At 51.5% G+C, this 19436-nt stretch carries 12 protein-coding genes and 1 tRNA gene; 7 read left to right on the top strand and 6 right to left on the bottom strand.

Annotated elements, in window-relative coordinates:
* Positions 1-183: 183 nt before the first annotated feature.
* From pnp to BUB59_RS13350, 3 genes are all read right to left on the bottom strand, one after another.
* Positions 184-2415: a polyribonucleotide nucleotidyltransferase gene (gene pnp, locus BUB59_RS13360; RefSeq protein WP_369806270.1), complete on the bottom strand. Its 2232-nt coding sequence runs from the start codon at positions 2413-2415 to the stop codon at positions 184-186.
* Positions 2416-2477: 62 nt separating this feature from the next.
* Positions 2478-2750 (bottom strand): 30S ribosomal protein S15, encoded by a 273-nt coding sequence (gene rpsO / locus BUB59_RS13355; RefSeq protein WP_073230832.1) that lies wholly within the window; start codon positions 2748-2750, stop codon positions 2478-2480.
* A gap of 231 nt (positions 2751-2981) precedes the next feature.
* Positions 2982-3689 carry a hypothetical protein gene (locus tag BUB59_RS13350; RefSeq protein WP_143160405.1) on the bottom strand — a complete coding sequence of 236 codons (708 nt, stop codon included), beginning with the start codon at positions 3687-3689 and terminating at the stop codon, positions 2982-2984.
* Positions 3690-3736: 47 nt separating this feature from the next.
* Here BUB59_RS13350 and hisC point away from each other — a divergent pair, with 47 nt between their 5' ends.
* The 4 genes from hisC (at position 3737) to BUB59_RS13330 (ending at position 9751) form a co-directional block, all read left to right on the top strand.
* On the top strand, positions 3737-4825 hold the full coding sequence (gene hisC / locus BUB59_RS13345; RefSeq protein ID WP_073230828.1) for a histidinol-phosphate transaminase: 1089 nt from the start codon (positions 3737-3739) through the stop codon (positions 4823-4825).
* A gap of 51 nt (positions 4826-4876) precedes the next feature.
* Entirely contained in the window at positions 4877-5689 is an 813-nt protein-coding gene (locus BUB59_RS13340; protein WP_073230826.1) for an inositol monophosphatase family protein, read from the top strand.
* Positions 5690-5864: 175 nt separating this feature from the next.
* Entirely contained in the window at positions 5865-6995 is a 1131-nt protein-coding gene (locus BUB59_RS13335; RefSeq protein ID WP_073230824.1) for a phosphoglycerate mutase family protein, read from the top strand.
* Between the two features lie 143 nt (positions 6996-7138).
* Positions 7139-9751, top strand: coding sequence for a VPS10 domain-containing protein (locus tag BUB59_RS13330; protein WP_073230822.1), 2613 nt, complete (start codon positions 7139-7141; stop codon positions 9749-9751).
* A 140-nt stretch (positions 9752-9891) separates the two neighbouring features.
* On the opposite strand, the gene BUB59_RS13325 is transcribed toward BUB59_RS13330, so the two are convergent.
* Positions 9892-12450, bottom strand: a complete 2559-nt coding sequence (locus BUB59_RS13325) for an ATP-dependent Clp protease ATP-binding subunit (protein WP_073230820.1) — start codon at positions 12448-12450, stop codon at positions 9892-9894.
* A gap of 501 nt (positions 12451-12951) precedes the next feature.
* Between BUB59_RS13325 and BUB59_RS13320 the strand changes: the two genes are divergently transcribed.
* Positions 12952-13035: transfer RNA gene (locus BUB59_RS13320), tRNA-Leu, on the top strand.
* 137 nt (positions 13036-13172) lie between these two features.
* On the opposite strand, the gene BUB59_RS13315 is transcribed toward BUB59_RS13320, so the two are convergent.
* Together BUB59_RS13315 and BUB59_RS13310 are read right to left on the bottom strand one after the other, a co-directional pair.
* Positions 13173-15443: a carbohydrate-binding protein gene (locus BUB59_RS13315; protein ID WP_073230818.1), complete on the bottom strand. Its 2271-nt coding sequence runs from the start codon at positions 15441-15443 to the stop codon at positions 13173-13175.
* 208 nt (positions 15444-15651) lie between these two features.
* A complete protein-coding gene (locus BUB59_RS13310) occupies positions 15652-16425 on the bottom strand; it encodes a hypothetical protein (RefSeq protein WP_073230816.1) in 774 nt (257 codons plus the stop codon).
* Between the two features lie 126 nt (positions 16426-16551).
* Here BUB59_RS13310 and tgt point away from each other — a divergent pair, with 126 nt between their 5' ends.
* Positions 16552-17688: a tRNA guanosine(34) transglycosylase Tgt gene (gene tgt / locus BUB59_RS13305; RefSeq protein ID WP_073230814.1), complete on the top strand. Its 1137-nt coding sequence runs from the start codon at positions 16552-16554 to the stop codon at positions 17686-17688.
* A 157-nt stretch (positions 17689-17845) separates the two neighbouring features.
* Complete coding sequence (locus tag BUB59_RS13300; RefSeq protein WP_073230812.1) at positions 17846-19306, top strand: NAD(P)-dependent oxidoreductase; 1461 nt, start codon at positions 17846-17848, stop codon at positions 19304-19306.
* The last annotated feature ends 130 nt before the right edge of the window (positions 19307-19436 follow it).

Here is a 19436-nt window from a genome sequence, read left to right as displayed (position 1 = left end):
CTTAAATTCGCAAATTCAGCCTAATAATAGCTTTTTACAATAATCTTTCAATTATATTACAACATAACGTTAAAAAATCGCAACGTAAATTCTCAACATTGTGACAGGCATCACAAAGCACAAAAAAAACAACCGCCCCGGCGTTGAGCCAGAGCGGTTGTCTTTTAAGCTTCGAATTCGAAATTAAGCTTCAGTTGCCGGTGCTTCGGGAGCTACGGGAGCTTCAGGAGCGGCTTCTGCTGCGGGTGCAGCTTCAGCGGCAGGTGCTTCAGCCTTCGGGGGGAGCAAAGCCTTAATAGAGAGCTTTACCTTACCCTTGGGGTCAACACCCAGGCAAAGAACTTCAACTTCGTCACCGACGTGAACAACGTCTTCAACCTTGTCGACGCGATGGTCAGCAAGTTCGGAGATGTGCACGAGGCCATCGCGACCCGGGAGGATTTCAACGAATGCGCCGAACGGCTGGATCGTCTTTACCTTGCCCTTGTACTTGCGGCCCGGTTCCGGTTCTGCAGTGAGTTCTTCGATCATGCGGCGGCAAACTGCAGCAGCCTTACCAGTCGGAGCAGCGATGTCAACGTTACCGTTGTCGTCGATGTTGATGGTGCAGCCAGTCTGAGCCTGCATACCCTTAATGACGGAGCCACCAGAGCCGATAACGTCACGGATCTTGTTGGTGGGCACCTTCATCTTGATCATGGTCGGAGCCTTTTCGGAAACCTTGGGACGAGGTGCAGCCAGGCCAAGTTCAGCCATACGGCCGAGGATGTGGAGACGGCCCTGCTTGGCCTGTTCCAATGCCTGACGCATCAGTTCCGGAGTAATACCACGGATCTTGATATCCATCTGGAAGGCAGTGATACCTTCGGCGGTACCAGTAACCTTGAAGTCCATATCGCCGAGGTGGTCTTCAGTGCCGGTAATGTCGGACAAGATTTCGATCTTGCCGCCTTCCTTCACGGAACCCTTTTCGGAGATGAGGCCCATTGCGATACCAGCAACAGGAGCCTTGATAGGAACGCCAGCGTCCATCAAGCTCAAGCAGCCACCGCAAACGGAAGCCATGGAAGAAGAACCGTTGGATTCCTGAATTTCGGAAACCACGCGGATGGTGTACGGGAAGTCTTCGGGCAGCGGAAGAACTGCAGCCAGAGAACGTTCGGCAAGGTGGCCGTGACCGATTTCGCGGCGGCTGGTGCCGAGACGCTTGCATTCACCCACGCTGTACGGCGGGAAGTTGTAATGCAGCATGTAGCTCTTTGCGCCTTCGCCCTGGAGGCTTTCATAGCGCTGTTCGTCAGCCTTGGTGCCGAGAGTACATACAACGAAACCCTGAGTTTCACCGCGCTGGAAGATGGCAGAGCCATGAGCGCTGGGGAGAACGCCCATATCGATTTCGATAGGACGGATTTCGGTAGTGGTACGGCCATCCAGACGGACGTGTTCGTTCAGGATCATTTCACGCATTGCGGTGCGTTCCAGATCACCGAAGATTGCCTTGGCATCTGCGAGGAGAGCAGCGTCCTGAGCGTCGCCTTCGCCGATGATAGCGAGGATGCGAGCATCTTCAGTCATGCGCTTGCAGAGATCTGCCATAGCAGGATAGAAGTCGGTCTTGACCATGTTGGAGTGAACGTCCTTCTGGAGTTCTTCGTTCACAACTTCCTTAACGGTTGCGACCAGCTTGTCGTGAGTTTCGCCAACGTTCTTCGGGGCGAGGACCATCTTGGGCATCTTACCGCACTGGTCAACCAGCTTCTGCTGAGCAACGCACAGCTGCTTGATGACTTCGTGACCGGCGAGGATTGCGTTGATCATGGTGTCTTCGGACACTTCATAAGCGCCACCTTCCACCATGCAGACGGAGTCTTCGGTACCGGCGACCACCATGTCCAGATCGGCACATGCAATCTGATCATAGGTGGGCATCACAACGTTCTGACCATCAACGACGGCCACGCGAACTGCAGCAACCTGCTGTTCGAACGGGAGGTCAGAGAGACCAATGGAGAGAGAAGCTGCGCTCACACCGAGAACGTCGGGAGCGAACTTCTTGTCGGCAGACATGACCTGCACGATGACCTGGACTTCACGAGTGAAGTTTTCCGGGAACATGGGGCGGATCGGTCGGTCGATAATACGAGCGGACAGGGTTTCTTCGTCAGACGGACGACCAGCTTCACGCTTGGAGTAGCCACCCGGGAGGCGACCAGCAGCGTAGGCCTTTTCGCGGTATTCAACCGTCAGGGGGAAGAAGTCACCTTCCTTTTCTTCGCCATAGCAGACAGTGGACAGGACAAATGCGTCGCCCATCTTGGCAACAGCAGCGCCACGAGCCTGCTTAGCAATACGGCCGGTTTCGAAAGAGATGACACGACCATCGGGAAGTGTTACAGACACTTCCTTCGGGTCCAGCATCTTGCCGTACTTTTCTTTGTAAGCATCAATAGACATAGATTATCTCCAGTCCACAGAAATTAGCCGCGCAGACCAAGTTCCTTGATGAGAGCACGCTGAGCGATAATATCCTTTTCGCCGTAGTACTTCAGGAGGTTCTTGCGCTTTGCAACCATCATAGCCAGACCACGGAGAGAGTGGTGGTCCTTCTTGTGTTCCTTTGCATGTTCGGTGAGGTTCTTGATCTTTTCGGTCAGGAGAGCGATCTGAACGCGGACGTTACCGGTGTCCTTTTCGTTTGCGCCGAACTTAGCGGTGATTTCTGCAGCCTTTTCTTTAGTAATAGTAGCCATTTTACTACCTGTTCCTTTTGGTTTGTTTGTTTTACTGTGTTACACGTTTGCACCCGAGTATTCTACATTCACTCCCAGTGGAATTAACTGGTCGGGAATACCAAGGTGAAATGACGTTGGCCGTTAATATAGGATAATTAAGAATAAGAATTACACTTTATGACAAAAAAAGCCCCCGAAAAGGGGCCTTTTTCCATTTTTCGTTCAAATTCTAGCTGTTTTTGACCCGATTTATAGTCCCATCAGGACGTACAGGCCCACACCTTTCTGGTTATTGTTGTTTTCCTGGAGGATTCCAATATCAAAGTCCAGGCGAACTCGGGCACCCCCAACGGATACTTCCAGCTTAGGGATAATGTCCAGCATGAAGTCTTCCCTCACGTTTCCGATACTACCCGAGGAGGTAATTTCAATCATGCAGACCACAGAACGTCCAAAATGAAGCGTAGGAGTCATTCCCACCACAAGCTTCGCGATACCATCTTCACCGGTAGCACCATCCAAAAAACCGCTACGGAATTCATAGGCGTTGGAGAAATTCTTTGCAATGTAGTGTTCCATGCCGTAGGTAAAGACCAAGGCGCTCTTGTCATTACGATTTAGACCAAAGTAACCATCCAGTTCGATGTAGGAACCGGGTTTGTAACGGTAGCGGCCACCAAAGTCCACAGAGGCCACAACGTTTTCCAACTTGTTATAGGCGTACACGTCAACCTTCACGCCCATGTCCCATTCCTTTGCTAGCGTTCCCATCAGGTTGACCGGAATAACAATATTATCGCTAAAGTCCGTGCGCAGTCCCAAGCCTGCAGCAAACTTCGGGGAGGGTTTAGAGTCCGGGCCATAGGTGTAACGCATATCCCAAATGCGGTCCAGGGCAAAAGCATTAACGGAAAGAAGGCTCAGAATAGCCAAAGTCAATATTCGGGAAAACTTCATGCCACAAAAATAACTAAATTTGCGCCGTTAAGAAAAAGAGGTTTAAAATGATCGAACCGCGTCCGGAATTATCCAAGCTGTCTGACTACGTCCCTGGCAAGTCCATGGACGAAATTCGTGCAAAGTATGGTTTGACTGATGTCGTGAAATTGGCCAGCAACGAAAATCCGCTGGGTCCTTCTCCCAAGGCCAAGGAAGCCTACCTGAAGATCGTGGATACCCTGCATCTGTATCCCCGTGGTGACGCTCCGACCTTGATCAACGCCTTGGCTGATTTTTATGGCGTTAAGACCAGCCAGCTGGTTCTGGGTAACGGTTCCGACGAAATTATCGACATGGTGGGTAAGGCTTTTATCCGCCAGGGCGACAACTGCGTGGGCATCACCCCCACCTTTAGCGTTTACAAGTTCACAACCCTCTCCAACGGCGCCGAATTTATTGGCGTTGGTGAAGGCGACCAGAAGACCGACCTGAACAAGTTGGCCGCAGCCATTAACGAAAAGACCCGCGTGGCCTTTATCTGCAGCCCCAACAACCCCACAGGCGTTTACTACACAGGCGCAGAACTGAAGGAATTCCTGGACAAGGTTCCCAGTAACGTGATGGTGTTCCTGGACGAAGCCTACTCAGAATTTGCCACCGCCGAAGATTATCCCCGCATGTTCGACATGCTGGAAAAGTATCCCAACCTGCTCATCAACCGCACCTTCAGTAAGATTTACGGTCTGGCAGGCATCCGCTTGGGCTACGCAGTTTCTAGCGAACAGGTCATCAAGGCCATGTGGAAGATCAAGCCGCCTTTCGACATCAACCTGGCAGCTCAGGCAGCAGCTATTGCAGCACTTAGCGACAAGGATCACGTAAAGCGCACCCAGGAACTGAACGCAGAAGGCATCAAGGTGCTTAAGCCCTTCTTCGAAGGTTTCGGTTTCAAGGTTCTCCCCACTCAGGGCAACTTCATCTGCGTGCACATCGGCCCTAAGGCCAAGGAAATGGTGCAGTTCCTGGAAGAAAACGGCATGATTATCCGCGGCCTCACCAGCTTCGGTTTGCCGGAACACGTCCGCATTACCCTAGGCAAGCCTGAAGAAAACAAGTTCCTTATGGACTTGGTCGAAAAGTGGGTTAAAGGATAACCCCCTGTGTCATCCTGAGCGGAGCGCAGCGAAGTCGAAGGATCTAGAATCATGGCAGCTACAAAAGAAAATCTTGATTTATTGAAAATCGCCCTTAAGGCAGCCGAACTGGCTCAGGGTAACATTCTGAAGTATTTCCAGAATGACGTTGGCGTGGAATGGAAGGCCGACAAGACTCCCGTGACCATCGCCGACAAGAGCACTGAAGAACTTTGCCGCGAATTCTGGGCAAAGGAAACTCCAGGCTTTGGCGTCATTGGCGAAGAAATGGGAATTGAAAGCCCCGATGCAGAATACCAGTGGGTCATCGACCCCATCGACGGCACCAAGGCATTCATCCACGGCGTTCCGCTGTTCGGGACTTTGATTGCTTTGTACAAGCGCGGCGAAGCGATTGCAAGCCTCATCCGCATTCCCGCCATGAACACCGCTGTTTGGGCAATGAAGGACGGCGGCGCATTCCTGGACGGACGCAGCGTAAGTTGTTCCAAGGTCAGCACCCTGGCCGACTCTCTGGTTTTGAGCGGCACCGTCAACACTATGGAAACAGCAGGCTATGGCGAGCAGTACGCAGCCGTACGTCGTGCCGCACGTCTCCATCGCGGTTGGGGCGATTGCTACGGCTACTACCTGGTAGCCGCCGGCCGCGCCGAACTGATGATCGACCCCGTGGTCTCCCTCTGGGATATTGCACCTTATCCCCTGCTATTCAAGGAAGCCGGTGGCAAGTTCACAACCCTCGATGGAAAGACGGATTTGTTCGACGCCAACGGCAAGCCCGTAGCCCCCATTTACGAAGGCTACACCAGCTTCGCCTCCAACGGTCTTGTTCACGACGAAGTCGCCAACTACTTCAAGAAGTAATCCTTAAATGTCGCGCTGACGAAAGTCAGCATCAGCGTAAAGACAAGCCTCGCATTCCGAGGCTTGTCTTTTTTTTACTGGCCTATTATTCCTGCGGGGTTCATCTACAATATTTATTTACAAGTTTTTTCGGAGCAATAATCTATATTACCTATAGATCATTTTGAGGATTTCCATGAAGAACAAGCTGTTTTCGAAAGCCCCTATTCTGTTGGCTGCGCTCGCAACTGCCGCCGCATTGAATCTTACCGCCTGCGGAGATAATTCCGGAAGCACCACACCGTCAGCCCCGGTCCCCACAGTCTCTAGTTCCAGCGTTGCAGGAAACCCCAGCGGAACCACCTGTGAAGCCCTGACCACAGAGTGCTACAGCGCCGAACAGCTTTGCGCAATGGGTCAGGCCCAACATTGCGCCGCAGCGACATCCTCCAATTCCCAAATTCCAGCAAGTTCCGCCTCACAGGAAAATTCCAGCGCAGGCAACACTCCCGCAGAAACAGGCTGTGCCGCTGGTGAAACGCCCACTCCGGTAGCATTCCCCCAGGACACCTGGAACGACATTGGCGACGTCTACAAGAATATCCAGTGCAACGAAAAGGTGATTTTCATCGTCCGCCACGCCGAACGTGACGCACAAACCGGCAAGGAATCTCCCCTCACCATTGATGGCGTTGAAGCCGCTATCGCTGCAGGTCAGAAACTGGCGGGTCCCGGTGAATTCAAGTTCGTGAACTCCGGGTTCCTGAGAACTTTCCAGACGGTTTACTACATGGCCATCGGACGCGGTCAGTATCAGGCCCCCGCCGGATTCGCAGATTCTCTAGCCGCCTTTACCGTGGTTACCGACCTGGAAGACGGATTTGTGGTTCCCACAGACTTCCCCACCGACACCATCACTCAAATCACTGACGGCTGGTTCCTGAAGGATAAGGAACTTCGCGAAACTTACAAGGTCCGTGACTCCATCAACAACGTGAACGAAATGTACTCCAAGTGGATTTACGAGGGCATGTACGAAGACGTCTACTACAATCTCGAGGAACGTTGCACCGAAGTCATCAACAACTACTTGGTAAAAGACTACAGCGTAATGCCCAAGTATACCTTGATGGGCTCTCACGACCAGTTCCTCATGCCCCTTACCAGCTGGGCAACAAACAAGGCGATTAACCTGATTTTCCGCGATTACGAACTGAAGGAATGGCGCTGGGTCGGCTTCCTGTCCGGTCTTGCCATCATCATCAACGACAAGAACGAAATCCGCTACGCCCCCATCAAGGGCATGGAACAAGGCTACGGCAGGTAATTTTCATCAACTTTTCTTAACATTCGTTGAGAAATCATAAACGTTTTATAGAAGGATAACCGGTCAGGTTATCCTTTTTCTTTTTTTAGATGTACTTTATAGCTTGGATTATTATAATCATTTGGTTTAACGTGAGGAATACGATGTTTGGAAAGATTAAGACCATTGGGATTATGGCAGCTGTGATCGCCACAGGCGTGACCCAGTCCAATGCAGAAGCATACGATTGGGGCAATGTTCGCTTTGACGGTGGCGGCTTCATGAGCGCCATTCTCCCCAGCCCCTATCAGAAAGACTTGATTTACGCCCGTACCGACGTGGGCGGCATTTACCGCTGGGACGTAACCAAGTCCGTATGGGTTCCCCTTATGGACTTCATCAGCGAAAATGACAAGGGACTTTATGGAACCGAAGCTTTCGCTCTGGACCCAAACGACCCTGCTCGCATTTACGTTCTGGCTGGCACGGGATATTTTAGCTGGGGGCGCACCGCAGTTCTCATTTCCAAAGACTACGGTAGTACCTGGGATACCACTTACGTAGGTAACAAGGAAGGCGAAGGCATCCTTGCCCACGGTAACGGCATGGGCCGTCAGACTGGCGAAAAGCTGGCTGTGGACCCCAACAAGAGCAACATCATTCTTTGCGGTAGCCGTACTGCCGGTGTCTTCAAGAGTGAAGACTACGGTAAGACCTGGAACAGCCTTTACAAGGTCGCCACCTCCAGCGCCTCGGGCACATCTCTTAATGGAGTGAACGGCATCGCCTTCGTTATGTTCGATGAATCTCAAGGTAAGCTTGCCGACGGAAGCACCGCCACCATCTATATCGGTATTTCCGACACCAAGGACAACCTGCAGGTCAGTAAGGACGGCGGTAAGACTTGGAAGGTCATTGAAGGCGGTCCCAGCAAGTATATGCCCCATCGCGCAAAGATTGTGGATGGCGATATGTACATCACTTATGCAGATGGCCCGGGTCCTCATACCATCAATAGTGGCGCCGTCATGAAGTACAACATCGCAAGCGGCACCTGGACAGACATTACTCCTTACGACGATAACGAGAAGGAAGATGGCACCATCGCTCACGAAAAGAACGAAAGTTCCTACGGCGGCATCGCCATCGATCCCAAGGACAAGAACCACATTGTAGTCTCTACCCTAGGGAAGTACACCGGACGTCACGTCACCATCGACGAAAAGGACAATTACGGCGACCGCATCTATGTCACTACCGACGGCGGCAAGAACTGGATTCACGGCCAGCACTATGGCGACGTTCCCAACATTGACGCCAACGGCACCGACTGGATTCCGGGCAACGCCATTCACTGGGCAGGTTCCCTGGAATTCGACCCCTTCGACAACAAGAAGGTATGGGTCACCAGCGGTAACGGCATTTTCCAGACTGACGACATTACCGCCAAGGTTCCCCTTTGGAAGTTCCAGTCCAAGGGCGTTGAAGAAACCGTGCCCCTGGATATCGTCAGCATTCCGGAAGGCCCCCTGGTTACAGCCATCGGTGACTACGATGGCGGCGTCTATACCGACATTAACGCGCCCGTAAAACGCCACACGCCTATTGTGGGATCTACCGAAAGCATGGGCTACGCTCCCCTGACAGGCTCCTTGATTCGTACGGGTGTGATCACCAAGTATTATACCTACGAATCCAAGAACTACAAGAAGATCTACCGTTCCGACGATATGGGCGACACCTGGACAGAACTGGTTCAGGACACCTTGAGTTCCATGGAACAGAAGGTGAAGGGACAAATTGCTCTTAACGCAGACGGCACGGTGATTTTGCACCGCCCCGAGAACGGCAATACATACTATCGTTCCGATGACAATGGCGCCAGCTGGTCCGAAGTGAAGTCCGCCGACGGTGTGGGCCGCGTGACACCCGACCCTGTCAATCCGGATGTATTCTACATGATTGGCTCCCAGGGACAGGTCATCGTTTCCAAGGACGCAGGCAAGACCTTTAGCAAGATTTCCACGCTCAATACGAACGAGAACTACAACGGTGAAGGTAATCCGATTCGTACTGTTCCTGGCAAGGAAGGACACATCTGGGTTGCCCGCGACCAGAATCAGATTTGGAACTCCGATGGTTATTCTCATTACGGTCTGTCTTATACAGAAGATGGCGGCATGACCTGGACTGATTGCGAAACCGTCGGCACCGCCGTAGCCGTAGGTATCGGTAAGGCAGCTCCTGGTGCCGACTACGAAACCATCTATATCTGGGGCGGCACCCAGGAATACGTTGGCGAAAAGGAATGGGGTGGCAAGGAATACAAGTATTCCACCATCGGCATGTACCGCAGTACCGACAAGTGCAAGACCTTTGAACGTATTAACGACGACAAGCATCAGTTCGGTGGTCCGGGTAACGGCAAGTTCGTCCAGGGCGACATGAACAACTTCGGCGTCGTATACATGAGTACCGTTGGTCGCGGCTTGATCGTCGGTGCCCCGGAAGGAACTGAATTCATCAAGTTGGGCTTGAAGGTCGCTAACGTCAGCCGATCCGCAAGCATGTTCCAACAGGGACGTAACTTGCTGATTTCCGTCCCGAGCGAAAGCAAGGTTATGCTTTACTCCGCAAACGGTAAGCTAGCAATGACCCAGAACGTAAGCGGAAACGCAAGCGTTTCCCTGAACAAGCTTCCTGTTGGCAGATACATCGTACGTCTGGTTACAGCAAGCGGTGCAAAGCTTTCTACTCAGAGCATTATGGTGAAGTAAGCCCTATGTCATGCTGAGAAATCTCAGCATCAGCTTAAGTCAAAAAAACAGCCTCGGATTACTCCGAGGCTGTTCTTTTGCTAGGCTTTCACCCAGCTCTTTGGGGGTTAGGAGGAAAGGTTGGCGAGCTTGCCGAACCATCATTTCACGGTGAAGGTTCCGTCGGCATAGTCCACAACGGCAGGCTTTGCGGCGCTGATGTCGCCGGAGAGGATTGCATGACTCAGCACACGTTCCACGTTGCGTTCGATGAAACGCTGGATAGGACGGGCACCGAATTCCGGCTGGTAAGAGCCTTCGGCGATGGCATCCAGGGCGGCGTCAGACAAAGTCAGTTCCAAACCCTGGCGGGCGGCACGCTTTGCAAGTCCTGCAAACTTCAGCTTGACGATTTCTCGAATCTGCGGCTTGGTCAGGCTCTGGAACACCAGCGTTTCATCCAAACGGTTCAGGAATTCCGGGCGGAAGAATGCATGCAGGTTTGCATCAATCTCTTCCAAGGTCACGGGAGCCGTATTGCCAGAAGCCAAGCGGTCACGGAACTTTTCAGAACCCAAGTTAGAGGTCATCAAGATCAATGTATTCTTGAAGTTCACCGTACGGCCCTTACCGTCGGTCAAACGACCATCGTCAAGAACCTGGAGCAAGGTGTTGAACACATCCGGATGAGCCTTCTCGATTTCATCCAGCAGAATAACGCAATAAGGCTTGGTACGAACGGCTTCCGTCAGCTGGCCGCCCTCTTCGTAACCTACATATCCCGGAGGCGCACCAATCAAACGGCTTACCGTATGCTTTTCCATGTACTCGCTCATGTCGATACGGACCAGAGCATTCTCGTCATCGAAAAGTTCCACAGCCAAAGCCTTTGCAAGCTCCGTCTTGCCCACGCCAGTGGGGCCCAGGAACAGAAAGCTACCAATAGGAGCGTTTTCACGGCTCAGGCCACTACGGTTACGCAAGATAGCCTCAGACACAGCTTCCACAGCATCATCCTGGCCAATGACGCGGGCATGCAAGCGTTCATCCAGGTGCAACAACTTGGACTTCTCCCCTTCGCAAAGCTTAGTTACGGGAACGCCAGTCCAACGGCTGACCACCATGGAGATAGTATCTTCCGTCACCTCTTCGCTCAGGTCATCGCCCGTGGTGGACTTCGCAATAGCAGCAGACTTTTCGGCGATTTCCTTTTCAAGGTTTACAATCTTGTTGTACTTCAGTTCGGCGGCGCGGTTCAAGTCGTAGCGGGCTTCGGCCTGTTCCATTTCGGTGCGGGCATCCGCCAAAGACTTCTTCAAATCACGGATTTCGGCGAAGGCAGCTCTGCGATCCTGCCAGCGTTCCTGCATAGCCTTCACGGCGGCAGCAGTCACAGCCAAGTCCTCACGCAACTCCTTTAAGCGCTTCACGGAATTGTCATCCGTTTCCTTTGCCAGAGCCTGCTCCTCGATCTTCATCTGCAGTTCCTTACGCTGCAAGGTATCCAGAGCTTCGGGCACCGTATCCATCTGAGTCTTCACCAAACTTGCGGCCTCATCGATCAAGTCAATAGCCTTATCCGGTAAGAATCGGTCACTGATGTAACGGCTAGAAAGCTTTACCGCAGCCACCAATGCGTTATCATGCAAGCGCACCCCATGATGTGCGTCAAAGCCATCCTTAATACCACGCAAGATAGAGATCGCCTCTTCTTCCGTCGGTTCATCAACCTGCACCGGCTGGAAACGGCGTTCCAGAGCGGAATCCTTTTCAATGTACTTACGGTATTCCTGGGTGGTGGTGGCGCCAATGCAGTGCAATTCGCCACGAGCCAGCTTGGGCTTCAGCATGTTTCCCAAATCCATGGAGCCCTCGGTCTTGCCAGCGCCCACAATGGTATGGATTTCATCAATGAACAGAAGAGTGTTTCCGTCTTCTTCAAGGGCGTCAAGCACAGACTTCAGACGTTCCTCGAAATCGCCACGGTACTTTGCACCTGCCATCATGGCAGACAAATCCAGGGCGAAAAGCTTCTTGCCCTTCAAAGCGTCAGGCACATCGCCGCGATAAATTCGCTCGGCTAGCCCTTCGACGATAGCGGTCTTACCCACGCCAGGTTCACCAACGAGGCACGGGTTGTTTTTCGTCTTTCGGCTAAGGATCAAGATGACTCGACGGATTTCCTCTTCACGGCCAATGACAGGAGAAAGACGGCCATCAGCAGCCATTTCCACCAGTTCACGACCATACAACTTCAGCGGAGACTGTTCCTCGGCATTGGCGGCACCTGCAAAGGGGTCAGAGAGCCAAGTCTCCACCACTTCCACAGAACCCAGGGCATCCTCGAACACCTTGGCAATGCCACGGTCCCCAGCAAACTTCATCAAGGCCACCAGCATATCGCCCGGGGTCACCATACGGTTCACCTGACGGGCAGCCTGCACTGCAGCACGCAAAACACGGTTCAAGTCGCTATCCGGGCCCACATCCGGATTAGCCCCTTCCACACGGGGAACCTTCTGAACAAAAGGCTCCAATCGCCCGCGCAGGTCCTGGGTCTTTGCATTCTTGGACTTATACAGCTTCTTAAGGGTGGCATCGGGGCCTTCCACCAGACCCACGGCCAAATGGGCACATCCCAGATAGGAATGAGAATTACGGTCCATCAAACTCTGGGCCTTGGCCAAAACCTTTTCTGCATCGTTATTAAAATCAGACATATTTGCCTCTTTTGGCGCCCGGGGGCGTACTTTTTTTTCTTTTTTTCGCATTTACTAGTGCAAATGCCGTGCCAACAGCTATTATCGCACAAAAAAGGCATTTTTGTAAAGAAATGAGCAACAAGATGATTCAAAACGAACAAAAACGCAATTCATTTTGCGACACAACAATCGGATCCTAGGTGTGGCGCAAGCGCACCCCCTCGTCACCTCGGTCATGCCAAACTGAACTTGTTCAGTTTGTCGCGACTCCCAGTTCCTAGGTGTTGTAAAACTCAACAACACTATGTTGCCTCAGACTATTCCACTTTGTAGTTCAGGAATCTATCTTATAGATACAAAACCAAACATCCCATACACCAAATAATGACGCTCCTTGGGGGGCGTCATTATTTTTTGCTTTATAAGGCATTTTCCGAAGTTTTTTCACTTTTTTCGCCCTTTACCCTTTACAAGATAAAAGGTTTAATCTATCTTTGTGCTCGTTCCGATAAGGACCAAGCGGTCGTGGTGGAATTGGTAGACACGCTAGCTTGAGGTGCTAGTGGGAGCGATCCCATGACAGTTCAAGTCTGTCCGACCGCAGTAGAAAAGGCTCAGTGAAAACTGAGCCTTTTCTCTTTATATACTCTCCTTGCATTCAAGCCGTATACAAAAACCTCCCGAAGTTTCCCTCGGGAGGTCTTGTTCATCTCAGGGCTAGAGCCCCAAACGGGTCCAAATTACTTGGCGGTATTCACCATCATCTTCTGAGAGCCACCCACCTGCTTGAGCATGTACACGCCCTTGCTGAAGCCAGCGGCATTCAGAGCCTTAGAGACATTCTTGCCAAAGATATCCACATAGCCCAGCTGCTGACCGCGGAGGTCAAACACCTTGAATACGTTCTTGCCAGACACCTGCAGATTCAGCTTCTGAGAGCCAATTGCATCCTTGCCCAGCGGATTGGGATCAGGGGCATTTTCACCAGAGGCGAAGTTGATGTAGTCAATGTCAAACCAGTCTGCAGTGGCGGTAAAGCGCAGCACATGTTCGCCCTTAGTAAGGTTCACGTTTGCAGTAACCTTGCTATAGTCATCGAAATTCTGTTCTTCGCCTTCGGCCTTCTTTGCAGCAGGAACTGCAATATCTTCGGTAATGTCCTTGCCATCTATAGAAAGCTTGAAACTGGAGCCTCCGTCGGAAGCCACTGCGGCATACATGGTGTAAGTACCTGTTTCAGCGACATTCACGGTATATTCCAGCCATTCACCTTCAGTAATATAACCAACGACCAGCTTGTCACCCTTCTTATAGATGTCAACACCAGTTCCTTCGCGGTAATTATTGCAGGTAGCAGCACCTTCCGTATCGCAAGCATGGTTTGCTTCATCGCTTTCGTTATAGGAAGCGTAATCATCACCACGACCCGTACCCGGAACGTCAAAGTCTTCCATCTGGATGGTGCCAGGAATAGCCCAAGCCTTGCCACCAAAGGGAGACTGCGGAGTGGGAGGAGTAGTACCGCTGCCTTCGAAGCCCCAGCCCTTAATAGCCATGGTAGAGTCCTTAGAGCCCTTGAATACCAGGAATAGGTAATCAACGATACCCTTCAAGCCATCCACATCGCAGGATGTTGCGGCAAAAGTAGCCTTGGAGCCAGTGTTCTTGAGGGTACAAGTACCCGCCAGAGTGCCCGTGGGAGTGCCGGTATGAATTTCAATCTTGTCGTCGCTAGCAGTAGAAGCTGCCTCTACGGTAAAGCCCGTTGCTGCAGTACCGAAGTCAACGCCAGAAACGCGGATCCAGGATTCCTTGGTAGAAAGAGGAAGCAAGAGATGTTCGCCAATCTTGCCCGGAGTCCAGTTGGTACGACTACGGATACCCTTCTGCTTGGAGCTGGTCAGAGCCGGATACCAATCATACGGATCAAAGTTATCGATCTGCTTGGGGCCTTCCTTGGTGAAAGTCAAGGAATTCATGGAGCCGTCGGCAGCGTAAGTGAATTCATCCACGCTAACGCTACGATGGTATGCCGGAGTGGGGTTTGCAGCGCCATCTTCGGCAGGAATCTTTTCGAGGCCATCGTAACCGTTGGCAATACGACGGTCATGGTAAGCTACGTACCAGTGGCCCTTGAATTCAGCAATGCCGTGATGGTTGTTGTTATTGGCATTAATGTTTTGCCCACCAATGTTGGGGTTACCCATGAAGATACCCTTATAGGTGTAAGGTCCCATAGGATTATCGGACATACCGTAGGCAATACGCAAATCTGCAGTACTGTAGGACAGGTAGTAATTGCCCTTGTACTTGTGAATGTAAGAAGCTTCCATGGCCTTGGGACCACCGATCTTCAGAGCAGTCTTGGAGCTTACATCGAAGCCCTTCATATCCTTGTTAAGCTTGTAGATATTAAAGATGTTATTGTTATTGTCGGCAGCCGGGCGAGAATCACTGCTACCGCCACCAAAGGTAAAGTAGCCCTGGCCATCGTCATCAAAGAAGATTGCCGGGTCAAAACACCAACCGATACCGTCGCAGTCAGCAATGCCGCCACCCCAGTTGTTGATCAGTTTCTTGCCACCAGAAACCGGGTTGCTCCAGACGCCGCCAATGCTGTCGGCACCGATAAGGCCGATACCGCCACCACCGCCATCAGGGAACACAATATAAAGTCTATGGTCGTTGGGGTTCACAGCAATGCCAGAAGCCCAGATATCACCAATGCCATCTACCTTGCGGGCATCGTAAATGATACCGAAGTCGGTCCAGTTCTGCATATCCTTAGAACGGAAACCGTAAAGAGCCTTAATGTCATAACCAGAAGCATTGGCAACAGCCGGATCGTCAGAGTCAGTGATGACGTAGAAGTATTCATCATCAGCGGCGGCACCAGGGTCAGCCAGATAATGATAAGTGGAAATCGGATTATAAGCAAAAGCGGGCAGCGCCAAAACGCCAAAGCCACACATGGCTTTCATCACCAGCTTTTTCGCCTTTGAAATCGTCATAATTACTCCTTTTTGCCCCAAGGGCGTAATTTCACTCCTATAAATTACCCTCTATGGAAAAAAAGCGAATACTCCAAATTGGATATGCCTTGGACAAATTGACAATACCGCAGAAAGAAAAAGCTGGTATAAAAAAGAAGACCTGGAATAACCAGATCTTCATTTTTCGACGAATTTCGTCAATTTACGTCAGATTTTTAATTTAATACTAGAACTTGTAAGATGCGCTGACGCCAACGTGGTAAAGAGGATCCAAGAGACCATCACCATACCAGCCCGTCTCAGCACCAAATTCTGCGGCCAAGGTAAAATTCTGGGTCAAGTTCACATTAACGCCTACATCAGGAATCAGGTTAAAATAGCCTGTATAAGATCCTGAATGTCTACCACTTTCTGCAGTATACCTACCTAAATTCATGACGAAATCAAGACGCACAAAAGGCGTAAACATCCCGCCAAGCACGAAATCCGTTTCGACAGCGGCATTCAATTTCCTGGGCGGAGTCACCTCGTCTTCTCCATAAGTTTCAAGCTGAAGACCTAACTCGGAACCGAAATCCACCATTCCAAACTTCTGGGAATACTGGCCACCAAAATGGAACTTGAATTCACCATCCGAGCCAACAAGACTTTCGTTACCTACAGGGAAAGTCACATCCAGGAAACCATTGATGTTTGGAAGAAACTGGTACCGAGCCATAGCCGTCAGGTTACCGATTCCATCGGCAAAGCTATGGAAATTTCCTTTTCCGTCATAATCGTAGGGCGCATACGGAATGGCCAAAGCCAATTCCAAATTGTTCACCACGGAATATCGAGCGCCAAGAGTGAACACACCGATTCCACCTTTATTAGACATCCAGTAGTTCGCGAAGCTTAATTTTGCTTCGCCCTTACCGGCGTCCTGAACAGGATAAAGATCCCAAGTCGCAAAAGAAGATGAAACTGCCAAGGCAGCCGCTAACGCAGCTTTCTTAATCATAACTAACCTCCAAAATATTACAAACAACCTTGTTTGTGCGCAGCAAAGTACAAAAAGAGTACCGTAAAAACCACGTTACAAAAAGAACTTTAAATTTTTTTCTTAAAATTCTACATTTGGGTTGAAATGAATCGATTCGAACTTATTAAAACATCCAAGAAGTCCAAGGCCCGCCTGGGCGTGCTCCACACGGATCACGGGGACATCACCACCCCCATCTTTATGCCTGTAGGTACCGAAGCTACGGTGAAGTCCGTTACTCCGGCCCAGCTGAAGGATTTGAAGGCAGAAATCATCCTGGCCAACACCTACCACCTTTATCTGCGTCCCACCACCCCGCGAATCGCCGCCGCCGGCGGCATCCATAAGTTTATGGGCTGGGACCGCCCGGTTTTGACCGATAGCGGTGGATTTCAGGTATGGAGTCTGAAGGATTTGCGCAAGATTAAGCCCGAAGGTGTAGAATTTCGTAGCATTCTTGACGGTTCCAAGCACTTTTTCAGCCCCGAAACCGTTATGAAGGCCCAGCGTGAGATTGGCGCTGACATCATTATGGCCTTTGATGAGTGCACTCCCTACCCCAGCACGGAGAAGGAGGCGGAACATAGCTTGAATTTCACCCTGAAATGGACGAAACAGGCCATGGATTGGCTGAAGGCCAACCCGGAAATTCACGGTTACGAGCAGAAGTTCTTCGGAATTGTCCAGGGAGGCATGCATAAACACCTGAGAAAGCAGGCAATTGAACGTATTGCCGAGCTGGAACCGGATGGATTTGCCATGGGAGGCCTCTCTGTAGGCGAACCTACGGAAACCATGTATGAAATTGCAGATTTCTGCACCGACTACCTCCCGAAGGATCACGCCCGCTACGTCATGGGCGTAGGAACCCCCTGGAACCTGCTGGAACTGATCGGCCGCGGCGTTGACATGTGCGACTGTGTGATGCCCACCCGCAATGCACGTAACGGCATGCTGTTCACCAGCGAAGGCGTCCTGCGTTACAAGGCTGCCCGTCACGCTGAAGAATACGACAAACCCGTGGATCCCAATTGCGATTGCTACTGCTGCCGCAATTTCAGCCGAGCCTACCTGCGTCACCTGCACCACGCCGGCGAAAGCCTGGGCTTCACCCTGGCCAGCATCCATAACCTGCACTTTTACCTGCACCTGATGCAGGAAGCCAAGGACCATATTGCCGACGACACTTTCGAGGAATGGAGCAAGGCTAAGATCGAAATTCTGCAGAGGGATTTGCAATAAGCCAAGCCTTCATCCTGGATTTCCAAATATCCATCAGAATTATCTATAACAAGTTATAGTAAGCGCTGTGAAAAGTGCTTACTTTTTTGCTATATTTGCCCCCGAAAAATTAACATTCACCAGCAGATCTAGAACTGCTGACGATATTGGTAAACACATGCTTGATAACACCGCAGCAGATCAGGCCGCCAAGGCCGAACTGGACAGAATCGCAGCTCTCCCGACCCTTACCTTGAAGGACAAGATGAGCCTTCCTCCCCAGCGTGGAGCGGAACTTCCCCATCGAGAATACCGCACCACTATGGACGAAAGTACCGGCACCTTGACTCTGGCCCAGGCCCGCGTAGAAGCATCCCGCTGCATGAACTGCAAGAAGCCGTTCTGTACTGCAGCTTGCCCCATTGGCATGCCTATCCCCCAGTATCTCGAACTGCTGGCTGGCGGTAACGTGGAAGGCGCAGTGAAGATGATTCGCTCCCAGTCCCTCCTGCCCGCTATCTGCAGCCGCGTCTGCCCCCACGAAAAGCAGTGCCAGTCCAACTGCGCCATGGGTAAGTGCCTGAAGGATCCCAAGAAGGGTATCCACATGGGCGAAACCGAACGTTTCTGCATTGATTACGAACGTGAACACATGGGCGGAAAGACTGCTCCCGAAGTGGCAGCCTCTACCGGCAAGAAGATTGCAGTAATCGGTTCCGGTCCTGCAGGTTTCTCTGCAGCAGTGGATCTCCGTACCCTGGGTCACGACGTGACCATTTTCGAGTCTTACGACCTGCTAGGCGGCGTACTCCGTTACGGCATCCCGCAGTTCCGTCTCCCGAAGGATATTCTGGATTACGAATACTCCATCCTTCCCAAGATGGGCATCGAAGTCAAGACTGGCGTAACAGTCGGTAAGGACATTACCGTCGAAGAACTCTTCAAGCAGGGCTTTGACGCAGTATTCATGGGTAACGGTGCAGGCCAGGCCCTGAAGACCGGCACCCGCGGAGAAGACGCAAAGTGCGTCTACACCGCCGAAGAATACCTGAAGAAGGGCAACCGCGGTCAGGCTATTGAATCTGGCAAGAACGTGGTAGTCGTTGGCGGTGGTAACGTGGCTATGGACGCTTGCCGTATGGCATTCCGTCTGGGCGCAGAAAGCGTTCATTGCGTTTATCGTCGCACACTCAACGAAATGCCCGCCTGCAAGGCAGAACTTCGCGAAATCTTGAACGAAGGCGTTCTCATCAAGGAACTGCGCAACCCCGCAGAATTCGTCGCCGACGAAAACGGCCGCGTCTGCAAGGCTATTCTTGATAAGTTCCAGCTGGGCGAACCGGACGAAAATGGTCGTCCCCGTCCGGTCAAGATCGAAGGTGAATCTGAAGAAATCAAGTGCGACACTGTGGTTTTGGCCATCGGTAGCCGCGTCTCTGACGAAATCAAGAACACCACCGCAGGTCTGGAAACCAACCGCAACGGCACCTACATCGTGAAGGCTGAAGACTCTTGCGAAACCACCGTCAAGAACGTATTCACCGCAGGCGACGCCAAGCACGGTCCTCTCACCGTAGTGATGGCCATGAAGACTGGCCGCGATGCCGCTGTCGAAATCCACAAGGCTTTGATGGGCTAATCCCTAAAAGGTTTAAAGATGAAGCCCCGAGGTTCTGAACTGACCCCAAAAAGTTGGACAGTTTAAAGTTAGGATAAAACTGAGTTATGAGTCCGGTATTGTACCGGGCTCATTCCTTTTAGGCGCAGTT

Origin of the sequence: Fibrobacter sp. UWEL, from assembly GCF_900142535.1 — a bacterium.
GTDB lineage: Bacteria > Fibrobacterota > Fibrobacteria > Fibrobacterales > Fibrobacteraceae > Fibrobacter.
Note: the sequence above shows the minus strand (reverse complement) of the source record. Positions and strands in the feature narration are given on the sequence as shown.